The sequence below is a fragment of the Nonomuraea composti genome, assembly GCF_012034275.1.
Lineage (GTDB): Bacteria > Actinomycetota > Actinomycetes > Streptosporangiales > Streptosporangiaceae > Nonomuraea > Nonomuraea composti.
In genome coordinates, this window is record NZ_JAATEP010000001.1 from 357,441 (window position 1) to 378,785 (window position 21,345).

The 21,345-nt window shown below is 72.8% G+C and carries 17 protein-coding genes; 3 read left to right on the forward strand and 14 right to left on the reverse strand.

The features are described 5' to 3' along the window. Positions 1 to 63: 63 nt before the first annotated feature. The 6 genes from HCN51_RS62065 to HCN51_RS01630 form a co-directional block, all read right to left on the reverse strand. Complete coding sequence (locus tag HCN51_RS62065; protein WP_168005945.1) at positions 64 to 1,203, reverse strand: cytochrome P450; 1,140 nt, start codon at positions 1,201 to 1,203, stop codon at positions 64 to 66. A 191-nt stretch (positions 1,204 to 1,394) separates the two neighbouring features. Further along, entirely contained in the window at positions 1,395 to 2,321 is a 927-nt protein-coding gene (locus HCN51_RS01610) for an IclR family transcriptional regulator (protein WP_168005947.1), read from the reverse strand. A gap of 52 nt (positions 2,322 to 2,373) precedes the next feature. Then, positions 2,374 to 3,144, reverse strand: a complete 771-nt coding sequence (locus HCN51_RS01615) for an XdhC family protein (RefSeq protein ID WP_206066393.1) — start codon at positions 3,142 to 3,144, stop codon at positions 2,374 to 2,376. Beyond that, the gene (locus HCN51_RS01620; RefSeq protein WP_240972299.1) at positions 3,141 to 5,474 is read right to left on the reverse strand and encodes an aerobic carbon-monoxide dehydrogenase large subunit; all 2,334 of its coding nucleotides are present in this window, start codon (positions 5,472 to 5,474) and stop codon (positions 3,141 to 3,143) included. Before HCN51_RS01620 ends, HCN51_RS01615 begins: the two co-directional genes overlap by 4 nt. 11 nt (positions 5,475 to 5,485) lie before the next feature. Next, entirely contained in the window at positions 5,486 to 5,947 is a 462-nt protein-coding gene (locus HCN51_RS01625; RefSeq protein WP_080040653.1) for a (2Fe-2S)-binding protein, read from the reverse strand. A 2-nt stretch (positions 5,948 to 5,949) separates the two neighbouring features. Continuing rightward, positions 5,950 to 6,813, reverse strand: a complete 864-nt coding sequence (locus HCN51_RS01630; RefSeq protein WP_168005951.1) for an FAD binding domain-containing protein — start codon at positions 6,811 to 6,813, stop codon at positions 5,950 to 5,952. 87 nt (positions 6,814 to 6,900) lie between these two features. On the opposite strand from HCN51_RS01630, the gene HCN51_RS01635 reads away from it, so the two are divergent. After that, positions 6,901 to 7,809 carry a LysR family transcriptional regulator gene (locus HCN51_RS01635; protein ID WP_168005953.1) on the forward strand — a complete coding sequence of 303 codons (909 nt, stop codon included), beginning with the start codon at positions 6,901 to 6,903 and terminating at the stop codon, positions 7,807 to 7,809. A 4-nt stretch (positions 7,810 to 7,813) separates the two neighbouring features. Here the strand turns inward: HCN51_RS01635 and HCN51_RS01640 are convergent, their stop codons facing one another. From HCN51_RS01640 to zwf, 6 genes are all read right to left on the reverse strand, one after another. After that, positions 7,814 to 9,124 (reverse strand): MFS transporter, encoded by a 1,311-nt coding sequence (locus HCN51_RS01640; RefSeq protein ID WP_168005955.1) that lies wholly within the window; start codon positions 9,122 to 9,124, stop codon positions 7,814 to 7,816. A gap of 104 nt (positions 9,125 to 9,228) precedes the next feature. Continuing rightward, positions 9,229 to 10,827, reverse strand: a complete 1,599-nt coding sequence (locus HCN51_RS01645; RefSeq protein WP_206066396.1) for an ATP-binding protein — start codon at positions 10,825 to 10,827, stop codon at positions 9,229 to 9,231. Between the two features lie 118 nt (positions 10,828 to 10,945). Beyond that, positions 10,946 to 11,557, reverse strand: a complete 612-nt coding sequence (gene eda / locus HCN51_RS01650) for a bifunctional 4-hydroxy-2-oxoglutarate aldolase/2-dehydro-3-deoxy-phosphogluconate aldolase (RefSeq protein ID WP_168005957.1) — start codon at positions 11,555 to 11,557, stop codon at positions 10,946 to 10,948. Between the two features lie 79 nt (positions 11,558 to 11,636). After that, entirely contained in the window at positions 11,637 to 12,602 is a 966-nt protein-coding gene (gene glk / locus HCN51_RS01655) for a glucokinase (protein ID WP_346433490.1), read from the reverse strand. Between the two features lie 162 nt (positions 12,603 to 12,764). After that, positions 12,765 to 14,696 (reverse strand): phosphogluconate dehydratase, encoded by a 1,932-nt coding sequence (edd, locus tag HCN51_RS01660; protein WP_222107362.1) that lies wholly within the window; start codon positions 14,694 to 14,696, stop codon positions 12,765 to 12,767. Beyond that, on the reverse strand, positions 14,693 to 16,168 hold the full coding sequence (gene zwf, locus HCN51_RS01665) for a glucose-6-phosphate dehydrogenase (protein ID WP_346433491.1): 1,476 nt from the start codon (positions 16,166 to 16,168) through the stop codon (positions 14,693 to 14,695). Before zwf ends, edd begins: the two co-directional genes overlap by 4 nt. Before the next feature lie 142 nt (positions 16,169 to 16,310). On the opposite strand from zwf, the gene HCN51_RS01670 reads away from it, so the two are divergent. Beyond that, a complete protein-coding gene (locus HCN51_RS01670) occupies positions 16,311 to 17,525 on the forward strand; it encodes an ROK family transcriptional regulator (RefSeq protein ID WP_168005963.1) in 1,215 nt (404 codons plus the stop codon). A 94-nt stretch (positions 17,526 to 17,619) separates the two neighbouring features. On the opposite strand, the gene HCN51_RS01675 is transcribed toward HCN51_RS01670, so the two are convergent. Further along, on the reverse strand, positions 17,620 to 19,194 hold the full coding sequence (locus HCN51_RS01675) for an ATP-binding cassette domain-containing protein (RefSeq protein WP_168005965.1): 1,575 nt from the start codon (positions 19,192 to 19,194) through the stop codon (positions 17,620 to 17,622). Between the two features lie 103 nt (positions 19,195 to 19,297). Between HCN51_RS01675 and HCN51_RS58855 the strand changes: the two genes are divergently transcribed. Beyond that, positions 19,298 to 20,197 carry a TetR/AcrR family transcriptional regulator gene (locus tag HCN51_RS58855; RefSeq protein WP_346433492.1) on the forward strand — a complete coding sequence of 300 codons (900 nt, stop codon included), beginning with the start codon at positions 19,298 to 19,300 and terminating at the stop codon, positions 20,195 to 20,197. Between the two features lie 414 nt (positions 20,198 to 20,611). Here the strand turns inward: HCN51_RS58855 and HCN51_RS01690 are convergent, their stop codons facing one another. Continuing rightward, entirely contained in the window at positions 20,612 to 21,151 is a 540-nt protein-coding gene (locus tag HCN51_RS01690) for a hypothetical protein (RefSeq protein ID WP_168005967.1), read from the reverse strand. Between the last annotated feature and the right edge of the window lie 194 nt (positions 21,152 to 21,345).

The window sequence follows — 21,345 nt, forward strand, 5'->3', positions numbered from 1 at the left end:
CCGCCGCCCGGCATCCCGTTTGTACCCCAGACTCTAACGGAGGAAGGGCCTGCCCGTTGGCCACTAGCCCCCAGGAGGGTCGCGCCGGAGCGGCCTCATGGTGACCCGCAGCCGCGACAGGTCGATCGCGTGGGGGAGCGGCCGGTGCTGGGAGATGAGCCGCCCGACGGGCTTGGGACGGGCCGCGCCGAGCACGGCCGCGAGGAAGGCGGTGCCGACGGCGAGCGTCAGGTGCACGCCGCCGCAGCCGGGCCGCGCCCACCACTCGTCGGCGGCGGTGCCGTCGAGCCAGATCTCGGGGGCGAACGTGTTCGCGTACGGCAGGCGCGGGCTGCGCTGGTGCGCCGCGATCGGCACGAGCACGGTGGTGCCGGCGGGCAGCGGGCTGCCGTACCACTCGGTCTCGGTCGTGGTGATGCGGGCCAGGGCGGGCACGGGCGGCCACAGGCGCAGCCCTTCGCGCAGGCAGGCGCGCAGGTGCTCGGGGTTCTTGCGGGCCGCCTTGCGGTGGGCGGGGTGGGCGGCGAGCAGGGCCAGGGTCTGCGTCAGGCCGGCCGCGCTGGCGCCCAGCCCCATCAGCCAGAACGCGGCCTGCATCAGCGCCCGCGACTCGCTCTCCGGTGTCTCGGCGATCAGCCCGGCCAGGCTGCCGGGCTCGGCGCGGCGCAGGTGGTCGATGATGCGGGCGTCGTAGCGGCCGGACAGGATCTCCTGGCGCCGCCTGGCCCGCCACCGGCCGGCCCGGGTGACGCCTTCGAGCAGCCGGGTGAGCTCCTCGTCGTCGGCCGCGCCGTCGCCGTAGACGCAGCGCCTGGCCACGCGCTGCCAGCAGGCGTTGAGGCGGGCGTGGTCGACCACGCCCTCGGTGAGCGCGGCGGCCTCCTCCCTGGCGATCTCGATGAAGCGCGGGCGCAGCACGTCGGTGGGCAGGCCGAAGGGGCGCTCGTCGAGGGTGGGGGCGTAGGCGTCGTCCTCGGTCAGGACGCGCACGGCGTCCCGCTTGGACAGGATCAGCAGGACGCGGCCGCGCAGGCCGCGCACGAGCACGGGCCGGCCGCCGTAGCGGGTCTCCAGGGTGGCCAGCAGCGCGCGGGCCCGCAGCGGGTCGCGCCCGCGTGTCACGTGCGGCGTGCCCGGGGGGACGAGCGTGGCCGCCAGGCGCAGGCTCTCCAGCAGGGTGGCCCTGGGCAGTCCCCTAGGCACGTGTGACCTTCCGCGCTCTCATGCGTCGATGTGATCGCTCGCGGGGCCGCGTTCGCAATGCGGGGTTTCGGTCAGTGGAACACTTCCGGTCGCAAGATCGGTAGGCGTTCCGTTGACCGGAACGGAGTCACGCGGCAAGCGGCGCGGCCGGGCACGGAGTCACGCGCCGAGCAGCACGGCGGAGAACGGGATCACGCGCCGAGCAGCGCGGCCGAGATCGCCTGGGCGGCGCCGCGTACCGAGATGCCCAGCTTGGCCAGCGGCGCCAGGTGGGCGGGCGCCGCCACCCCGACCGCCATGCAGATCCGCCCGCCGGGGCCGAACACCGGGGCCGCCACGCACGCCACCCCCTCGGTGAACTCCTCCTGCGAGTAGGCGATGCCGTGCCGGCGGACCTGCGCCAGCTCCCGCTCCAGCCCGGCCAGGCTGGTGATCGTGCGGCGGGTCAGCCGCTCGAACGTGCCCCGCGCCAGCAGCTCCTGGCGCAGCTTCGGATCGAAGGCCAGCAGCGCCTTGCCGGTGGCCGTGCAGTGCAGCGGCGCCCGGTCGAGGCCGTCGGAGCGCGAGCCGACCCGGTTGTGGCCGTACAGGCGCTCGACGTAGCGGATCTCCAGGCCGGACGGCACGGCCAGGTTCACCGTCTGCCGGGTCGTCTCGAACAGGTACAGCAGGTACGGCAGGACGACCCGGCGGGTGCCGGGCACGCGCGCCCGGGTGATGCCGGCCATCGACTCCAGCAGCTCGCCGGGCAGGTACGCGTTGCCCACCCGGCGGGCCAGCTCGCGCGAGCAGAGCACGCCGAGGATCCGGTGCGCGGTCGACTTGGGCAGGCCCGTGCTGCGGCACAGCTGCGACAGCGTGACGGGGCGGGAGGCGGCGCTGAGCGCGAGCAGGAGGTCGATCCCGCGCTCCAGGCTGCCGGGCTGCGACGCCGGACGCTCGTCCGGCGCCGCCTGCGCGGGGCCGACCGTCGTCGCCGCGTTCGCCGGCCCGCGGCTGGTCGTGGTCGCGTTCGCCTGCGCGGGGCTGGTCGTGGTCGCGTTCGCCGGCGCCTGGCTGACCGTCGTCCTCGCCTGCTCTTGGCTGACCGTTTCCGTGCTGACCGTTTCCGTCGGCATTGACATCCCTCTCGCTCGCCGGACAGCGGAAGGGGCTCCCGGGGCTGCGGCTTTACATGTCCTGGCCTACCCGGTCACCGCTCGCCGATACCTCCGTCCGGCGCAGCCCGACGATCTCCGCGTACACGGATACGGCCACCTCACCGGGCGTTCTGGCCCCGATGTCCAGACCTGCGGGCACGTGGACGCGTTCGCCTCCCTCCACCCGCGCCAGCACCGCCGCGCCCCGCCTGCGGCTGGCGATCAACCCGACGTACGGGACGCCGGCCGCCAGCGCCTCGCGCAGCACCGGCTCCTCGCCCACGCCGTGCGAGGCCACCAGCACGGCCGTCGTGTCGGCCGCGATGGGGCCGGGGCCCGGCTCGACCGCGTACCCCATCGCCTGCCCCACGGCGGTGAAGGCGCGGGCGATGGGGCTGTCGCCGTGCACCCGCACCAGCGCCGGCGGCGAGACGGCCTCCAGGAAGATCTCCAGCGTGCCGCCCGACAGGCACGGCTGGCCCACGGCGACCAGGCCCTCCTCCTCGCGCGGCGCGTCTTGCTCCGGGGTGATCCGCAGCAGCGTGGCCCCGCCGGTGCCCAGCAGGCGCAGGCCCTGCGCGCGTACGGTGTCGGTGGCGCACACGCCGCCCACGAACCCCTCGATCGTCCCGTCGGCCAGCACCAGCGCGCGATCGCCGGCCTTCGCGCTGGTCGGGCGCTGCGCCCGCACGACGGTGGCCAGCACGTACGGCTCCCGCCCCGACCGCAGCCGCGCCACCCTCGTGTCGAGGTCGGCGGCCGGCCGGGGCCGGGCGGCGGGCATGCCCAGGAACTCGGTCATGGCACGGCCAGGTCCGTGCGGAACGGGTTTCCGTTGACGACCCGCCACACGTTCGCGGGGGTCAGCGGCATGTCGGCGTGCCGTACCCCGTACGGCGCGAGCGCGTCCACGACGGCGTTGACCACGGCGGCGGGGGAGCCGACCGTGGCCGACTCGCCGACGCCCTTGGCCCCGATCGGGTGCGTCGGCGAGGGCGTGACGGTCTCGCCGAGCTCCCACGACGGGCACTCCATCGAGGTCGGCAGCAGGTAGTCCATGAACGAGGCCCCGAGGTGGTTGCCGTCCTCGTCGAACGCCATCACCTGCATGAGCGCCATGCCGACCCCGTCGGCCAGCCCGCCGTGGATCTGCCCCTCGACGATCATCGGGTTGATCCGCACGCCGCAGTCGTCCACGGCCACGAACCTGCGCACCTTCACCTGCCCGGTGCCGGGGTCGACGTCCACGACGCAGATGTAGGCGCCGAAGGGGTAGGTGAGGTTCGGCGGGTTGTAGACGGTGACCGCGTCGAGGTGGCCCTCGACGCCTTCGGGCAGCTCCAGGTTCGAGTGGGCGGCCAGCGCGATCTCCGCCAGCGACTTGCCCGCGGACGGGTCGCCCACCACCGACCACCTGCCGTCGGCCCACTCCAGGTCGTCCGGGGAGGCCTCCAGCATGGCCGCTGCGACGATCTTGGCCCGGTCGCGCACCTTCCTGGCCACGATGGCCGTGGCGGCGCCCGAGACGGGAGTGGAGCGCGAGCCGTACGTGCCGAGGCCGAACGGCGTCTGGTCGGTGTCGCCGTGCACCACCTCCACGTCGTCGGCCGGGATGCCCAGCTCCTGCCCGACGATCTGCGCGAACGTCGTCTCGTGCCCCTGCCCCTGCGACTGGCACGACACCCGCAACACCGCCTTGCCCGTCGGGTGCACGCGCAGCTCGGCGCCGTCGGCCATGCCGAGGCCGAGGATGTCCATGTGCTTGCGCGGGCCCGCGCCGACCGCCTCGGTGAAGAAGCTGACGCCGATGCCCATCAGCTCGCCCCTGGCCCGCTTGTCGGCCTGCTCGGCGCGCAGCTTGTCGTAGCCGGCCATGTCCATGGCCAGGCGCAGCGCCTTCGGGTAGTCGCCCGAGTCGTACTCCCAGCCGGTGGGGGAGGTGTAGGGGAACTGCTCGGGTTTGAGCAGGTTGCGCAGGCGCAGCTCGGCCGGGTCCATGCCGAGCTCGGCGGCCAGCACGTCCACCATGCGCTCGACCAGGTAGACGGCCTCGGTGACGCGGAAGGAGCAGGCGTAGGCGACGCCGCCGGGCGCCTTGTTCGTGTAGACGCCGGTGACCTCGCAGTGGGCGGTCTCGATGTCGTACGAGCCGGAGAAGACGTGGAAGAACCCGGCGGGGAACTTGGTCGGCTGCGCGGTGCCGTTGAAGGCCCCGTGGTCGGCCAGCACCTTGACGCGGATGCCCTGGATCCTGCCGTCGCGGGTCGCGGCGATCTCGCCGCGCATGTGGTAGTCGCGGGCGAAGGCGGTGCTCATCAGGTTCTCGGAGCGGTCCTCCATCCACTTGACGGGCTTGCCGGTGACGATCGAGCCGACGATCGCACACACATATCCCGGATATATCCCGACCTTGCCGCCGAAGCCGCCGCCGATGTCCGGCGAGATCACCCGGATCTTGTGCTCGGGCAGCCCGGCCACCATCGCGTACAGCGTCCGGTGGGCGTGCGGCGCCTGCGTCGGGCACCAGACGGTCAGCTTGCCCGTGACCTTGTCGAAGTCCGCCACCGCCCCGCACGTCTCCAGCGGCGCCGGATGCACGCGCGGGTACAGCATGTCCTGCGCGACCGTCACCTCGGCCCGCTCGAACACGGCGTCCGTGCGCGCCCTGTCCCCGGCCTCCCAGTCGAAGATGTGGTTGCCGGTACGCCCCTCCAGGTCGTCCCTGATCACCGGGGCGCCCGGGGCGAGCGCCTTCCGCGCGTCGATGACCGCGTCCAATGGCTCGTAGTCGACGTCGATCAGCTCCAGCGCGTCCCGCGCCGAGTACGGGTCCTCCGCCACCACGAACGCCACTTCCTGCCCCTGGAAGCGCACCTTGTCCGTGGCCAGCACCGCCTGGATGTCGTTGGACAGCGTGGGCATCCAGGCCAGGTTCAGCCCGGCCAGCGTCTGCCCGGTGATGACCGCCCTGACCTTCGGATGCGCCTCGGCCGCGCTGGTGTCGACGGAGACGATCCGCGCGTGGGCGTGCGGGCTGCGCAGGATCGCCCCGTACAGCATGCCGGGCAGGCGCACGTCGTCGGTGTAGGTGCCGCGCCCGCGGATGAACCGGGCGTCCTCCTTGCGATGCATCCGGCCGAAACTCATCTGCTCGCCTCCGCGGCCCATCTGATCGAACGCACGATGTTCTCGTAGCCGGTGCACCGGCACAGCTGCCCCGAGATCGCCTCCCGGATCCGCGCCTCGTCGGGGTCGGGGTCGCGGTCGAGCAGCGCGCGGGCGGTCAGCAGCATGCCCGGCGTGCAGAAGCCGCACTGCAGCCCGTGGCACTCCACGAACCCCTTCTGCACCACGTCCAGCTCGCCGTCCCGCTCCAGCCCCTCCACGGTGGTGACCTCGTGCCCGTCGGCCATGACGGCCAGCACCGTGCACGACTTGACCGGCACGCCGTCCAACCGCACCGTGCACACCCCGCAGTTGGAGGTGTCGCAGCCCCAGTGGGTGCCCGTCAGGCCCAGCTCGTCGCGCAGGAAGTGCACGAGCAGCAACCTCGGCTCGACGTCCCTGGTGTACGCCTGCCCGTTCACGGAGACCGTGATCCGCATCCTCAGCTCCTCCCCGCCGCCCTGACCAGCGCGCGCCGGGTCAGCTCGGCGGCCAGGTGACGCTTGTAGTCGGCCGGGCCGCGCTGGTCGGCGTGCGGCGCGCAGCCCTCGGCCGCGATCCGGCCGGCCTCGGCGAACGCCTCCTCGCCCGGCGCCCGTCCTTCCAGGTAGGTCTCGGCCTCGGGCGCGCAGAAGTGCGGCGCGCCGACCGCCGTCAGGCCGATGCCGGCCTGGACGATCGTGCCGCCCTCGATCCGCAGCACCGCCCCGGCCGCCGCCACCGGCCAGTCGCCGGCGCGCCGCTCGACCTTCTCGTACGCGCTGCCCGTGCCGGCCGCGACGGGCACGCGGAGCTGGATCAGCAGCTCGTTCGGCGCGACCGCCGTCTCGTACGGACCCTGGTGGAACCGCCTGACCGGCACCGTACGGACCCCGCCCGGCCCCTGGACGACCGCGGTCGCGCGCAGGGCGGCGAACACCGCGGCCAAATCCTCGGAAGGATCCCCCTGACAGAGAGAACCGCCAACGGTCCCCCGATTTCGCACAATTGGGTCGGCAATAACACGCTCCGCATCCCGAAATATCGGGAAAAGGTCGGTGGCGGTCACACTCTCCAGCAGCTCCGTGTGCCGCACCATCGCCCCGATCGCCAGCTCGTCGCCCTCCACGGCGATCCGCCCCAGCTCGCCGGCCAGGCCGTTGATGTCGATCAGGGCCTCCGGCTGGGCCAGCCGGAGCTTCATCATCGGGATGAGGCTGTGCCCGCCGGCGACGACCCTCGCCTCGGGCCCGTAGCGCTCCAGCAGCTCGAGCGCGTGCGGAACGCTGTCCGCTCTCTCGTATGCGAATGTCGCGGGAACTTGCATGAGAGCACATAAGCGGTTACCGATTTGTCGCGACAATCCGCAAATAAGACTTTCCTTAACACCGGGCGGACAACTAAAAAGAGGGGTGTGACTCTCAGCCAGCTCGGCGCGTTCGTCTTCGTCGCCCGCCTCGGCTCGGTCAAGGCCGCCGCGAAGGCGCTCGGCGTCAGCGAGCCCGCCGTCTCCCAGTCACTCGCCCAGCTCCGCCGCCACCTCGGCGACGCCCTGCTGACCCGCTGCGGCGACCGCATGGTGCTCACCGAAGGCGGGCGGCGCCTGCTCGGCATCGCCTCCCAGATGGTCGCCCTCGGCGCCCAGGCCGTCGCCGCCGTCCAGCCCGGCCGCCCCTCCCGGCTGCACGTCGTCATGGACGCCGGCCTGGCCGAGTACGTCGCCGGCCCCCTGCTCTGCCTGTTCACCCAGCGCAAGCCCGCCGACGCCACCACCGGCGTGGCCGCCACCGCCGAGACCCCGCTGCTGCTCACCAGCCGCCTGGCCGACGTCGCGCTCGGCGCCCAGCTCACCGGCGAGGGCCTGGTCAGCCGCCCCGTGCTGCGTTGCCGCCTCATCGTCGTCGGCTCGCCCCGGGGCCGCCGCGACCACTGGCTCGTCGGCCCGTCCGGCACCGACCCGGCCAGCGACACCAGCCGCCTGCTGAGCCTCCTGCGCGTCCAGGAGTCCCAGGTCCGCGTCTTCGCCAACCAGACCGCCGCCTGGAAGGCCGCCGCCGAAGGCGCCGGCGTCGCCCCCGCCACCGCCCACCTGGTGTCCTCGCAGCTGCGCCGGGGCGAGCTCGTCCCCATCGAGACACCCGCCACCCCGCTGCCCGCCTACTGGTACGCCACCACCCTGGAGCCCGCCACCCGCTCCGCCGCCGCCGGCACCTTCCTCGACTTCCTCACCACCCCCGCCGCCACCCAGGTCATGCGCACCCCCGACGAGGGCATCCCGCGCAGCCGCTTCCGCCCCCCGGTGCACGTGTCGATCTGGAGCTGACAGCTCACGGGCGCCCGTAGGCGGCGTGCTCCGAGATGTCGATCTTCGACCGGTCCGGCAGCGCCAGCGTGGCCGCGAACCCCACCACCGCCCCCGCCACCATGAAGACCGCGATGGCCGGCCAGCCGTAGTCGTGCAGCAGCCACGTCGCGATCAACGGCGCCGGGCCGCCCGCCACGACCGAGGCCAGCTGGTAGCCGAGACCCGCGCCCCCGTACCGCAGGCTGGTGGGGAAGCTCTCCGCGATGAGCGAGGCCTGCGGGCCGTACTCCATCGAGTGCTGGATCTGCGTGACGATGACGGTGGCGAAGACGACGGCGACGATGCCGGTGTTGAGCAGCAGGAAGTACGGGAACGCCACCACCGCCAGCAGCGCCGCCCCGGTCGCGTACACCAGGCGGCGGCCGACCCGGTCGCTCAGGTGCCCGAAGAACGGGATGGCCGCCAGCTCCACCGCCGCCGCGCAGGTCACCGCGGCCAGCGCGACCGTGCGCGGCAGGTGGAGCTGCTGCGTCAGGTACGCGATGGCGAACGTCGTGAACAGGTAGAACGGCATCTGCTCCGACACCCGCAGCAACGCGCTCAGCACCACCTCCTTGGGATGCCGCCGGATCACCTCCAACACCGGCAGCCGCACCACGTCGCCGCGCTCCACCACCCGCGCGAACATCGGCGTCTCCAGCACCTTGAGCCGCACCCACAGCCCCACCGCGACCAGCACCAGGCTGGCCAGGAACGGCACTCGCCAGCCCCAGTCCCTGAACGCGTCGCCGGCGGTCGCGGCCAGCAGCGACATGGCGCCCGTGCCCAGAATGAGGCCGATCGGCACGCCCACCTGCGGCCAGCTCGCCATCAGCCCCCGCCGGCGCTGATCGCCCCACTCCATCGACAACAGCACCGACCCGCTCCACTCACCGCCGACCGCGATGCCCTGCACGATGCGCAGCACCACGAGGATGATCGGCGCCGCCACCCCGATGGACGCCGTGCCCGGCAGCACGCCGATCAACGCGCTGGCCACCCCCATGAGCAGCAGGGTGACGATGAGCGTCGCCTTGCGCCCGATGCGGTCACCCCAGTGCCCGAAGATCGCCGCACCGACCGGGCGGGCGGCGAACCCCACGAAGTTCGTCGCGAACGCCGCCAGCGTGCCCGCGTACGGGGTCGACTCCGGGAAGAACACCTCGGCGAAGACGACCGCGGCGGCGGTGTTGTAGAGGAAGAAGTCGTACCACTCGATGGCGGTGCCCACCACGCTCGCGGTCGCCGCCTTGCGGACCTGAGCTCTGTGCTGCGCCGACGTCGGCTCGCTCATTCGCGCCTCCCGGGAGTGCGGCCCCGGCCTCGTGGATCGTCCCTACGACTGCTCTACTCCGATCCCCGGCCGTTGACCAGCCCCGCGCCTTCGCGAGCCGCCGCTCACGCCCGCAGGACGGTGACCTGACGGCCCGACGGCGTGGTCGCCTGCTCGAAGCTCCCGCGCTCCTTCCAGGCCGGGGCTTCGGGGCGGCGATCGAAGATCACCAGCACGCCGGTGGGCAGGGTGAGCCGGTCCAGGTAGCGGTCGAGCTGGGCGAGACCCTCGGGTTCCGGGTCCTCCGCGCCGGGCCGCCACACCTTCAGCTCCATGGCCTCGCGCTGCACCAGCCGGTCCCCGTCGGGGCCGGTGTAGGGCCAGCGGACCAGCACGTCCAGGCGCTTGGTGCCGGCCGCGTACTCGCGGTCGAGCTGGCCGCCACCGTTGACGAGGCGGTGCAGGAAGGCCATGAGGATGATCTGGCAGGCGGCCTCGTGGTAGCCCTCCTGCCGGATGAGCACCTCACCGTGCTCGCGCCAGAACAGCACGAACTCCTCCAGCAGGCGCGGCAGGTCGAACCGGCCGTCCGGCAGCACGAGACTCCGTGGTGAGACCGTGACGTAATTCTCCGAAGCGGCGCCGAGCACGCGCAGGATGACCTCGCGGTAGATCGGGTTCGCGACCTCCAGCGGGGGTTTCTCCTTGATCAGGCCCAGGTCGCGTGCGTAACACAGGTCGTCGGAGAAGGTGAAGTCGATGTCGGGGAAGGTGCCGGCCAGCACGGGCTCCAGCACCCGCTTGACCCGGGGCTCGCGGAGCCGCTCCATCAGGGAGTCCAGGTGGGTGGCTCGCGCCCGGATCAGCCGTTCCTTGGCCTCTTCCACCTGGCCGACGGTGATGGAGCCGGTCACGCCCATCTTGAGGACGACCTCACGGGCGAGGGCGTTGACCAGCCACGGCTGTCCTTGGGTCAGCTCGAAGACCCGCTCCACCGCGTCCTTGGTGAACTCCTGGCCGGTCGCCTCGGTGTGCTGGCCGTACAGCTCGGCGATCTCGTCGGCGGTGAAGTCACCCAGGCGCAGAGACTCGGCGACGATGTTGAACGGGCTGGCCGGGTTCGACCCCTCGGAGGCACTGCCCGAGGCGACCTTGTAGTCACGCACGTCGCGCAGCCCGCACAGCACCACGGACGCGGGGAACGGAAGCCCGAACGGCCGCGCGTTGTGGCCATCACGGAGCTGGCTGAGGATGCTGACCATGCTGTTGCCTCGCAGGGCGTCGATCTCGTCGAGGAACAGCACCACCCGGCGCGGGCTGCGATGGCACCACTCAGACAGCGCCGAACTGAACCGGGTGCCGGCCGGGGCCTCGGGCCAGGGATCCGGCGGCAGCAGTTCCGCCGGCCATCGCGACCGACCGGCGGCCTGGCGCAGCGACTTCAGCAGGATCTCCTCTGCGGCGGCGTAGTCGTCACCGGCGGACTTGGCGCGTTCGCAGGAGAACATCAGAGCGGTGATGTCGCCCTCTGCGGTGAGTTCGGAGGCCAGGGTGCCGAGCGCGGTCGTCTTGCCGGTCTGCCGCGGAGCGTGCAGCACGAAGTAACGGTCCATCTCGATCAGCACGCGTGCCTCGGGGAGCCGTTGCGTAGGAGACAGCATGTAGTGCTGATTCCGGTCGCACGGCCCGGTGGTGTTGAAGTATCTCGCTCCGGGTGCACGCATGATGGCATTGTGTCATCGACCGGCTACGGAGACACACCGTTCCCGTCGCTCACACGCCCGATGCGACACCGGCCACGAAGCCGGGGCGTGATCGCCGCCCCGGCTCATGTCGCATGGGCTACCTGAGCGCCGCCGCCTCCGCGGCGAGCTTCTCCACGCGCCCCCAGTCCCCGGCCGCGATCGCGTCGGCCGGGGTGAGCCAGGTGCCGCCGACGCAGCCCACGTTCGGCAGGGCCAGGTAGTCGGGTGCGGTGGTGACGCGGATGCCGCCCGTCGGGCAGAAGCGGACGTCGGGCAGCGGGCCGGACAGCGACTTCAGGTACGGGACGCCGCCGGCCGCCTCGGCCGGGAAGAACTTGAGCTCCTTGATGCCGCGCTCCGCCAGCGCCATGATCTCCGAGACGGTGGCCGCGCCCGGCAGGTACGGCACGCCGCTGGAGTCGAGGGCCTCGACCAGCGACAGGGTCGTGCCGGGGGAGACGAGGAACTTGGCGCCCGCCGCCACCGACGCCGCGATGTCGTCGGTGGTGCGGATGGTGCCCGCGCCGACGGTGGCCTCCGGCACCTCCTCGGCGATCCTGGCGATGGCGTCGCGGGCGGCGGGCGTGCGCAGGGTCACCTCGATGACCGGCAGGCCGCCGGCCACGAGGGCGCGGGCCAGGGGGACGGCGGTGGCGGCGTCCTCGATCACCACGACCGGGATCACTGGGGCGAGATCGAGCAGGCTCATGGGGTCACTCTCTCCTCGTCGGCCGTCGCGACGGCCGTCGTCTTGTCTCGTACAACGTGCTCACCTGCCCAGGGCGGGCTCAGCTCACCAGCTCGGTGCGGGCGTGCTGGCTCAGCCAGGCGGCCGCGCCGGTCATGCCGGGCTGGGCGGCGACGATCAGCACGGTGCCGATGCCGGCCAGGTAGGCGGCCATGTCGGGGTTGTCCTCGAAGCGGGTGCGGAACGCGCTGGCCCGTACCCGCTCCACGATGCGCGGCAGCACCCCGCCGGCCAGGTAGACCCCGCCGCGGGCGCCGAGCGTGAGCGCGACGTTGCCGGCGAAGGTGCCGAGCATGCCGCAGAAGACGTCGACCGTCTCCGCGCACAGCGAGTCGTCGACTCTGGCGACGATGTCGGAGGCGGTCAGCTCGGGGGCGGTGACGCCGTTGACCAGGGCGAGCGCGCGGTGCAGGCGGACCAGCCCGGGGCCGGACAGCAGGTGCTCGGCCACGACGTGCGGCAGGCCGTGCGCCTGCAGGGCCTTGACGACCTCGATCTCGCGCGGCTCGAACACCGGCACGGTGGCGTGCCCGCCCTCGCCGGGGACGGCCGTCCAGCCGCGCTCGGTCGGGACGAGGCCGCCCACGCCGAGCCCGGTGCCGGGGCCCAGCACGGCCTTGACGCCGTGGCCGGGCGCCGGGCCGCCCAGGGACACCAGCTCGTCGCCCTCCAGGTGCGGCAGCGACACGGCCAGCGCCTCGAAGTCGTTGAGCAGCCGCGCGTAGGGGACGTCGAGGTCGCGGATGGAGCCGGACCAGTGCGAGTTCGTGAGCTTGTAGTGCTCACCGTCGATCGGGCCCGCCAGCGCCAGACAGGCCGCCCCCGGTCGCACTCCGCCCGCGTGCTCCGCGAGATAGGCGGCTACGGCTTCGGGGAGGGTGGGGTAGTCGGCACCGGGCAGGACCGCGACGTTCGACGGGCGCGCGCCCGGCGAGGTGACCAGGCCGAACCGGGCGTTGGTCCCCCCGATGTCGGCGACGAGCCACGGAAGGTCAAAGGCACTCACGGATACCTCCGGCATTCGGGGCGGCGTCAAGATCGCTCGCCATACACCGAAGGATCCCACGGTCGTTCACTTTTCCCCAGGCGGGGTGGTGCGGACGTACGGGCTCTGGAGCGTTCAGCGCGCGCCAAACGGACATAAAGCACCGTACCGGCAAATAGCCCGTCACCGGACCAGCGCACCGACCGGTGCGCCCGTCTCAAGGTGGGAGTTGCCCGCCTCCGCGGGGAAGCCCAGGCCGGGGCCGTGGTGCGGCGACTCGGCGCCGCTCACCCCGAAGATGCCCGCGCCCTGCTCCGCGTGCCCCGCCATCCGGCGGAAGGCGGCGAACAGCTCGCGCCCCGTGCCGACCCACTGCGCGTCGCTCAGCGGCCGGCCCTCCGGCGTGCGCCGGGCCAGCTCCTCGGCCGGCACCAGCAGCTCCAGCGTGCCCGCCGCAGAATCCAGCCGGATCACGTCGCCCTCGCGCACCAGCGCGATCGGCCCGCCGTCGGCCGCCTCCGGCGACAGGTGGATGGCCGCCGGCACCTTGCCCGACGCGCCCGACATGCGGCCGTCGGTGACGATCGCCACCCGCTGCCCCCGGTCGAGCAGCACCGCCAGCGGCGAGGTCAGCTTGTGCAGCTCCGGCATGCCGTTCGCGCTCGGGCCCTGGTAGCGGATGACCGCCACGAAGTCCTGCCCGTCCAGCTCGCCCGCCTCGAAGGCCTTCAGCAGGTCGAGCTGGTCGTGGAAGACCTTGGCCGGCGCCTCGATCACCAGGTGCTCCGGCTTGACCGCCGAGACCTTGCTGACCGCGCGGCCCAGGTTGCCCTCCACCATGTGGATGCCGCCGTCGGCCGAGAACGGGTCGGCGGCCGGGCGCAGCACGTCCAGGTCCTTGCTGCCGCCGGTGACCGGCGACCAGACCAGCTCGCCGTCCACCAGCTCCGGCGCCTCCCGGTAGCGGTCGAGGCCGGGGCCCGCCACGGTCAGCACGTCCGCGTGCAGCAGGCCCTCGTCCAGCAAGTCGCCGATGAGCACCTGCATGCCGCCGGCGTCGCGGAAGTGGTTCACGTCCGCCTGGCCGTTCGGGTAGATCTTGGTCAGGGACGGCACCACCCGCGACAGGCGGGCCAGGTCGTCCCAGGTCAGCACGATGCCCGCGGCGGCGGCCATGGCGACCAGGTGCAGCGTGTGGTTCGTGGAGCCGCCGGTCGCCAGCAGCGCGACGCACGCGTTCACGATGGACTTCTCGTCGACCAGCTCGCCGATCGGCGTGTACTCGGCGCCGTGCGCGGTGATCTCCACCGCCCTGCGCCCCGCCGCCTGGGTGAGCGCGTGGCGCAGCTCGGTGTGCGGGTTGACGAACGTCGAGCCCGGCAGGTGCAGGCCCATGACCTCCATCAGCGCCTGGTTGGAGTTCGCGGTGCCGTAGAAGGTGCAGGTGCCGGGCGAGTGGTACGACTTGGCCTCGGCGTCGAGCAGCTCCTCGCGGCCGACCTTGCCCTCGGCGAAGAGCTGCCGGGTGCGGGCCTTGACCTTGTTCGGCAGGCCCGACGCCATCGGGCCGGCCGGCACGAAGATCGCGGGCAGGTGCCCGAAGTGCAGCGCCCCGATGAACAGGCCCGGCACGATCTTGTCGCACACGCCCAGCAGCAGCGTCGAGTCGAACATGTCGTGCGACAGCGCGATCGCGGTCGCCATCGCGATCACGTCCCGGCTGTAGAGCGACAGCTCCATGCCCGCCCGGCCCTGCGTGATGCCGTCGCACATGGCCGGCACGCCGCCCGCCACCTGCGCGACGCCGCCCGCCTTGCGCACCGCCTGCTTCAGCTCCGGCGGGTACGTCTCGTAAGGCTGGTGCGCCGACAGCATGTCGTTGTAGCTGGTCACGATGGCCACGCCGGGCTTGGCGGAGCCGCGCAGCGCCGGCTTGTCCTCGGCCGGGGCGCCCGCGAAGCCGTGCGCGAGGTTCGCGCAGCCCAGGTGCGCCCGCGCCGGGCCCTTCTCCCTGGCGGCCGCGCCGTCGCGGCGGATCCGCTCCAGGTACGCGGCGCGGCTGGCGGCGCTGCGCTCGGCGATGCGGTCGGTGATCTCCTGGATGATCCTGTTCACATGTCCTCCTCGTGCCAGGCGCGACCGCTGCGGCCGAGCAGTTCGTGGGCTCCGGCGGGGCCGGTGGTTCCTGCGGGGTAGGGCTCGGGCAGCGCCGGGTCGGCCGCCCAGGCGTCGAGGATCGGGTCGATCCACCGCCAGGCCGCCTCGACCTCGTCGCGGCGCATGAACAGCGTCGGGTTGCCGGCCAGCACGTCCATGAGCAGCCGCTCGTACGCCTCCGGCACCCGCGCGCTGAACGTCTTGCCGAAGCTCAGCGACAGCGGCACCGGCTTCAGCGTCGTCTCACCCGCGCCCGGCTCCTTCGCCATGATGTGCAGCTCGATGCCCTCCTCCGGCTGCAGCCGCAGCACGAGCCGGTTCGGGGCGCCGCCGGGGAAGATGGAGTGCGGCACGTCCTTGAACTGCACCACGATCTCCGAGCGCCGGTACGGCATGCGCTTGCCGGTGCGCAGGTAGAACGGCACGCCCGCCCATCGCCAGTTCTTGATCTCGGCGCGGATCGCGGTGAACGTCTCCACCCGGCGCGAGGCCTCGTTCGGCGGCGTGGAGGCGGGCTCGTCGAGGTAGCCCACCATGCCGCCGGCCTCGGTGTACTGGCCGCGCACGGTGAAACGTTCCACCTCGCCGCCCACGATCGGCCGCAGGGCCTGCAGCACCTTGACCTTCTCGTCGCGGATGGCCTCGCGGTCGTTGCGGGCCGGCGGCTCCATCGCGGTCAGCGTCAGGAGCTGCAGCAGGTGGTTCTGCACCATGTCGCGCAGCGCGCCCGCGTGGTCGTAGTAGCCGCGCCGGCCCGGCGTGCCGACCGTCTCGGCGGCGGTGATCTGGACGTGGTCGATCCAGAGCGAGTTCCAGATCGGCTCCAGGAACGCGTTGGCGAAGCGCAGCACCAGCAGGTTCTGCACCGTCTCCTTGCCCAGGTAGTGGTCGATGCGGAAGATCTGGCGCTCGTCGAAGATGGCGCCGACCTCGTCGTTGATGCGCTGCGCGCTGGCCAGGTCGTGGCCGAGCGGCTTCTCCAGCACCACGCGCGAGCGCGGCGTCACCAGCCCCGCCTGCTCCAGTTCGCGGCAGAACGGGCCGAACGTCCTCGGCGGGCTGGCCAGGTAGAAGACGCGATCGCGCTCCTCGTACCCGGTCAGCAGCTCGGCCAGCGCGCCCCACCCGGAGGAGTCGGCGCGGCCGACGTCCACCGACACGTGGTGCAGGCGGGACAGGAAGCGCTGCCACTGGCTCTCGTCGTCCACGGGGAGCTGGTCGCGTACCTCGGCGTCCACCTTGCCGCGGAAGTCGGCGTCGGTCAGCCCGCCCCGGGACATGGCGATGACGCGGGTCTCCGGGGAGAGCCTGCCCTCCCTGTCGCTGTGGTACAGCGCCGGGATCAGCTTGCGCATGGACAGGTCGCCGGTGCCGCCGAACACGACGAGGTCGGCGGTGTGTGCAGGGGGGGCCGGGGTGGAGGTGGACACGGTAAGGGGCTCCGATGATCTACCAAGCAGGGACAGAACGGACACTAACGAGAGTTTGGGTCGTACACAAGCGGAGTTTTGGCATTTGAGATGAAAAAGTCGTGACTTTTCATGACACAACCGCATGTGGTTCACTTAGCCGATGCCTCGACGTACCGCTGCCGCCCTCGCCACCAGTGGCGAGGTGCTCCGCCTCATCCGCACCGGTGAGGCCGTGACGCGGGCCGACCTCGGCCGGGTGACCGGCCTGTCGCGCCCCGCGGTGCAGCTGCGCGTCGGCGAGCTGCTCGAACGCGGCCTCGTCGTCGAACGCACCGACGCCCCCTCCACCGGCGGCCGGCCACCCGTCCGGCTGGAGTTCAACGCCGCCGGCGGCGTCGTGCTCGTCGCGGCGCTCGGCGCCTCACGCACCCGGGTCGCCGTCTGCGACCTCGCCGGGGCCGAGCTGGCCGGGCGCGAGTTCGCGATGGACGTGGAGCAGGGCCCCGACATCGTGCTGCCCCTGCTCATGGACACCTGGGACGACCTGCTCGGCGACCGGCCGCGCGCCATGATCCGGGGCGTCGGCATGGGCGTGCCCGCCACCGTCGAGTTCGCCCAGGGCCGCACCGAGAGCGCCCGCGTCATGGCGTCCTGGACCGGCGTCGTGATCCCGCCCATCATCCGCGAGCGCTTCCCCGTCCCCGTCCTCGTCGACAACGACGTCAACGTGCTGGCCATCGGCGAGCACCGCGGCGCCTACCCCGACCTCGACGACCTGATGTTCGTCAAGATCTCCACCCGCATCGGCGCCGGCGTCATCGCCGGCGGCGGCATCCTGCGCGGCGCCCTCGGCGCCGCCGGCGAGATCGGGCACATCCCCGTCCTGGACGGCGGCGGCGTCCTGTGCCGCTGCGGCAACCACGACTGCGTCGACTCCGTCGCCAGCGGCACCGCCCTCCTGCGCGACCTGCGCGCCCGCGGCAAGGACGTCAAGACCATCGCCGACGTCACCGCCCTCGTCCGGGCCGGCGACGCCGAGACCATGGCCACCGTCCGCGAGGCCGGGCGCCGCATCGGTGAAGTGCTGGCCGGCGCGGTCAACATCCTCAACCCGTCCGTCGTCGTGCTCGGCGGGGACGTGGCGGAGGCGTTCGGGCCGCTGGTGTCCAGCATCCGCGAGGTCGTCTACCGCCGCTCCACCGCCCTGGCCACCCGCCGCCTCCGCATCGAGCCGAGCCGGCTGGGGGCGGGGGCCGGGATCAGCGGGTGCGCGGTGATGGTGCTGGACCACGTGCTGTCGCCGGAGGCCGTGGACGAGACCATGACGCTCACCACGCTCCGCCGCGACCGCCTGCCCGCCACCGAAGCCAGCTGAACCGATCGGATCAGGGGCCCCAGCCCCCGGCGGAGACCCCAAGCTCCGGTGAGGCGGGCTGCGTCAGAGACCGGGCCCCGGCGACGCCCGCCGGTCAGAGATCCCAGCGGGGCGTGTCGCTCTCGCGTACCAGCCCATCGGCCCCGAAGATCAGGTACCGGTCGAGGTCGTCGGCGAACCACCGGTCATGGGTCACCGCCAGCACCGTGCCCTCGAACCCCGCCAGCCCCGCCTGCAACGCCTCCGCGCTGGCCAGATCCAGATTGTCCGTCGGCTCGTCGAGCAGCAGCAGCGTCGCGCCCGACAGCTCCAGCAGCAGGATCTGCAGCCGCGCCTGCTGCCCGCCCGACAACGTCTCGAAGGGCTGCCCGCCCGCAGGCGCCAGCTCATAACGCGCCAAAGCCGCCATCGCCTCGTTGCGGGTCAACGCGTGCTCTGTCATCACCACCTCGACGGCAGGCCGCCCGTGCAGGTCGGGCCGCAGATGGGTCTGGGCGAAATGGCCCGGTGAGACGCGCGCGCCCAGGCGGGCGGCACCAGTGTGCGCGATCGGCTCGCCCGCCAGCAGGCGCAGGAAGTGGGACTTGCCGGTGCCGTTCATGCCGAGCACGCCGACGCGCTCGCCGTACCAGATCTCCGTCGAGAACGGCCGCAGCAGCCCGCTCAGCTCCAGCTCCTCGCACACGACCGCCCGCTTGCCGGTACGGCCGCCGCGCAGCCGCATGCGGACGTTCTGCTCCTTGGGGGCGCGCTGCGGCGGCCCCGCCCGCTCGAACCGGTCCAGCCGCGTCACCGCCGCCTGGTACGCGCCCGCCAGCGCGTCGTTGTTCGCCGAGCGCTGCCGCAGCAGGTGCACCAGCCGCCGCAGCCTCGCCCGCTCCTCCTCCCAGCGCTGCCGCAGCTCCTCCAGCCGCTCCTTGCGCCGCCTGCGCGCCTCCGCGTAGCCGGCGAACCCGCCGCCGTGCACCCACACCGAACGCCCCTCCACCGTGATGATCCGGTCGGCGGCCTCCGCCAGCAGCCGCCGGTCGTGCGAGACGAGCAGCACCGTCTTGGCCGAGCTCCTGATCGCCCGCTCCAGCCACTGCTTGCCGCGCACGTCGAGGAAGTTGTCGGGCTCGTCGAGCAGCAGCACCTCGTCGGGGCCGCGCAGCAGCGCCTCCAGCATCAGCCGCTTCTGCTCGCCGCCCGACAGCGTGGCCAGGCTCCGGTCCTTGATCTCCTCGTACGGCAGGCCGAGTGCCTCGGTGGCGCACACGTCCCACACCACCTCCAGCTCGTAGCCGCCGGCGTCGGCGTAGTCGGCGATCGCCTGCGCGTAGGCGAGCTGCCGCTCCTCGTCGTCGCGCGCCGCGATCGCCGCCTCCGCCCGATCCAGCGCCGCCCACGCCTCCCGGACCGGGCGCGGCGCCACACCCAGCAGCAGGTCCCGTACGGTGCCCGCGCCGAGGAACTGCCGCATCACCCCGATGCCGCCCGTGGCCGCCACCCGGCCCTCGTCCGGCGCCAGCTCGCCCGCGACGAGCCGCAGCAACGTGCTCTTGCCCGCCCCGTTCGGCCCGACCAGCGCGGCCTTCGCGCCGTCCCCCACCTTGAACGACACCTCCAGCAGGAGCGGACGCCCGTCGGGCAGCAGGTACGTCACTCCGCTCACCTCGACATGCCCCACCCGAGCCCTCCTCGCGCGCCACTCGACCACCGATCGAGCCACCGGACCAACGTTCCACCCACTAGACCATCGATCCGGTTCCCGTACAACGTATTATCCCGGGGTGGACAACGTGTGGTCGCGAACCCAGAGACCCCCCAGGCAGACCCTCACGCTGGAGCGGATCGTGTCGGAAGCGGTGGCCCTGCTGGACGAGGAGGGCGTCGGCCGCCTGACGATGCGCCGCCTCGCCGAACGCCTCGACACCGGCTCGACCACCCTGTACTGGCACGTCAAAACCAAGGACGACGTGCTCGACCTGGCCCTGGACGAGATCTTCCGCGAGGTCCGCCTGGACGACCTCACCCCGCCCGGAGGAGGCCGAGGCGTGGGACGCGCCCTCGGTGAGGGCGTAAGCGGCGGGCGCGGCCCCGGTCAGGGCACGAGCGACGGGCGCGGCCAGGGTGAGGGTCTGAGCGGCGGTCGCGGTGGTGAGGACATCCAAGGCGAGCGCGTGGGGCGCGGAGGTGCCGTCGGCGGAAGCCGAGGCCCGGGCGCGAGCGATGGTCACGGCGGCGAGGGCGCTTACCGCGAAGGTGTGGGGCGTGGGCGTGTTGTGAGCGAGGCGGTGGTGGGTGAGGAGTGGCGAGGGCCGGTGCGGGGGTTGATGCGGCGGTGGCGGGGGGCCCTGCTGCGGCATCCCTGGTCGGCGACGCTCCTCGACCGCCCGCTCATGGGCCCGCACGCGCTGGAGCGCACCGAGTTCCTGTACGAAAGCCTGACCGCCGCCGGGTTCACCGCGCCGAAGACGGCCGCCTACAGCCTCTCGAACTACGTGATGGGGTCGGTCATCATGCAGGTGACGTGGGAGCGGAGCGGCGGCACCGACACCGGCCACTTCCTGCGGGAGCGGGCCGACCGCTATCCGGCGCTGGCCGAGCACGGGCTGGAGCACGACTGGGACGCCACGTTCGACGAGGGCCTCGGCTACCTCCTGGAGGGCATGGCCCGCTCACGCCAGTAGGCCGGCCGCCCCGCTCGGAGGTGGGCCACCCCGTTCCTGGGCCGGCCACTCCGCTGGTAGGTCGGTTGCTCCGCTCGGAGGTCGGTCGCCCCGTTCCCGGGCCGGCCACTCCGCTGGTAGGCCGGTCGCCCCGTTCCCGGGCCGGCCACTCCGCTCGTAGTCGGGCACCTCGCTTCTACGTCGGCCAGTTGCGCGGAGTTCGGTCCTTCGCTTCCAGGCCAGGCCGCTTGCCGGCCGCCCGCGCTGGCCGTCCTCGGTGCCGAGCGACCACCATCAGGAGCCAGGGGTCTTGCGGCGGCGTGTGGGCGGAGGTCGCAAGCCTCGCGCCGAGGTCCGATTCGACGGCTGCGGCTGCTGGGGTGCGGTCGCCGCGTGCGGCTCGGGCGTCGGGCCGGAGCCGGGGGCCGGTTCGGGTCACCGCTTGGGGCCGTGGGTCTTGTCCTGGCCGCCTCTCTGGGGCTCCTTGGTCTGGCCGGGGGGCCTGTGGTCGGTCGCGTTCGCGGTCGGTGATGTGGTGGGCGCGACGGGGGTCGTGCTCGGTGCCGCCGTCGGGGCGGGTCTCGTCGCGGGGGTCGTGGCGGGTCTTGAGGGGCGGATCGTGCCGGAGGGGGTGACGGCGCCGGCCGGACTGGTCCTGGTGCGGGCGGGTGTCGGCGTGGCGGGGGCCGAGCGGCGTGTCTTCGGTGTGGTCGTGCGGAGGAGGCGGGCGGTCGGCGAGTTGGTCGCCGGCTCCTGGGAGGACGGCGGGGCCGTGGCGGACGCCGAGGGGGCGTCGCCGCCCGGCCGGTTGACGGCGTCGAGCCGGGTGCCGTTGAACGTGCCGCCGATCAGGACCGCCGCGCAGGCCAGCGTCAAGGTGCCGCCCAGGGCAGCGACGATCATCAGTGCCCGCCTGCGGCGGCTGTTCTGGTCGGCGAGCACGGCGGTGCCGGTCGTCCGATGCGCTCCACTCACGGGTCAGCATCGTAGGGACGGCGGCACGCTCGCCTGGCCGATGTGGCGATTTGTCCGAACAACTGTGATCAACTCGGGTTGTCACCAGCCCGGACATGGCGGGGTCAGCATGTGCGCGGCGGCCCGGACATGGCGGGGTCAGCACGTGCGCGGCGGCCCGGGCATGACGGCGTCGGCACGTGCGCGCCAGCCGG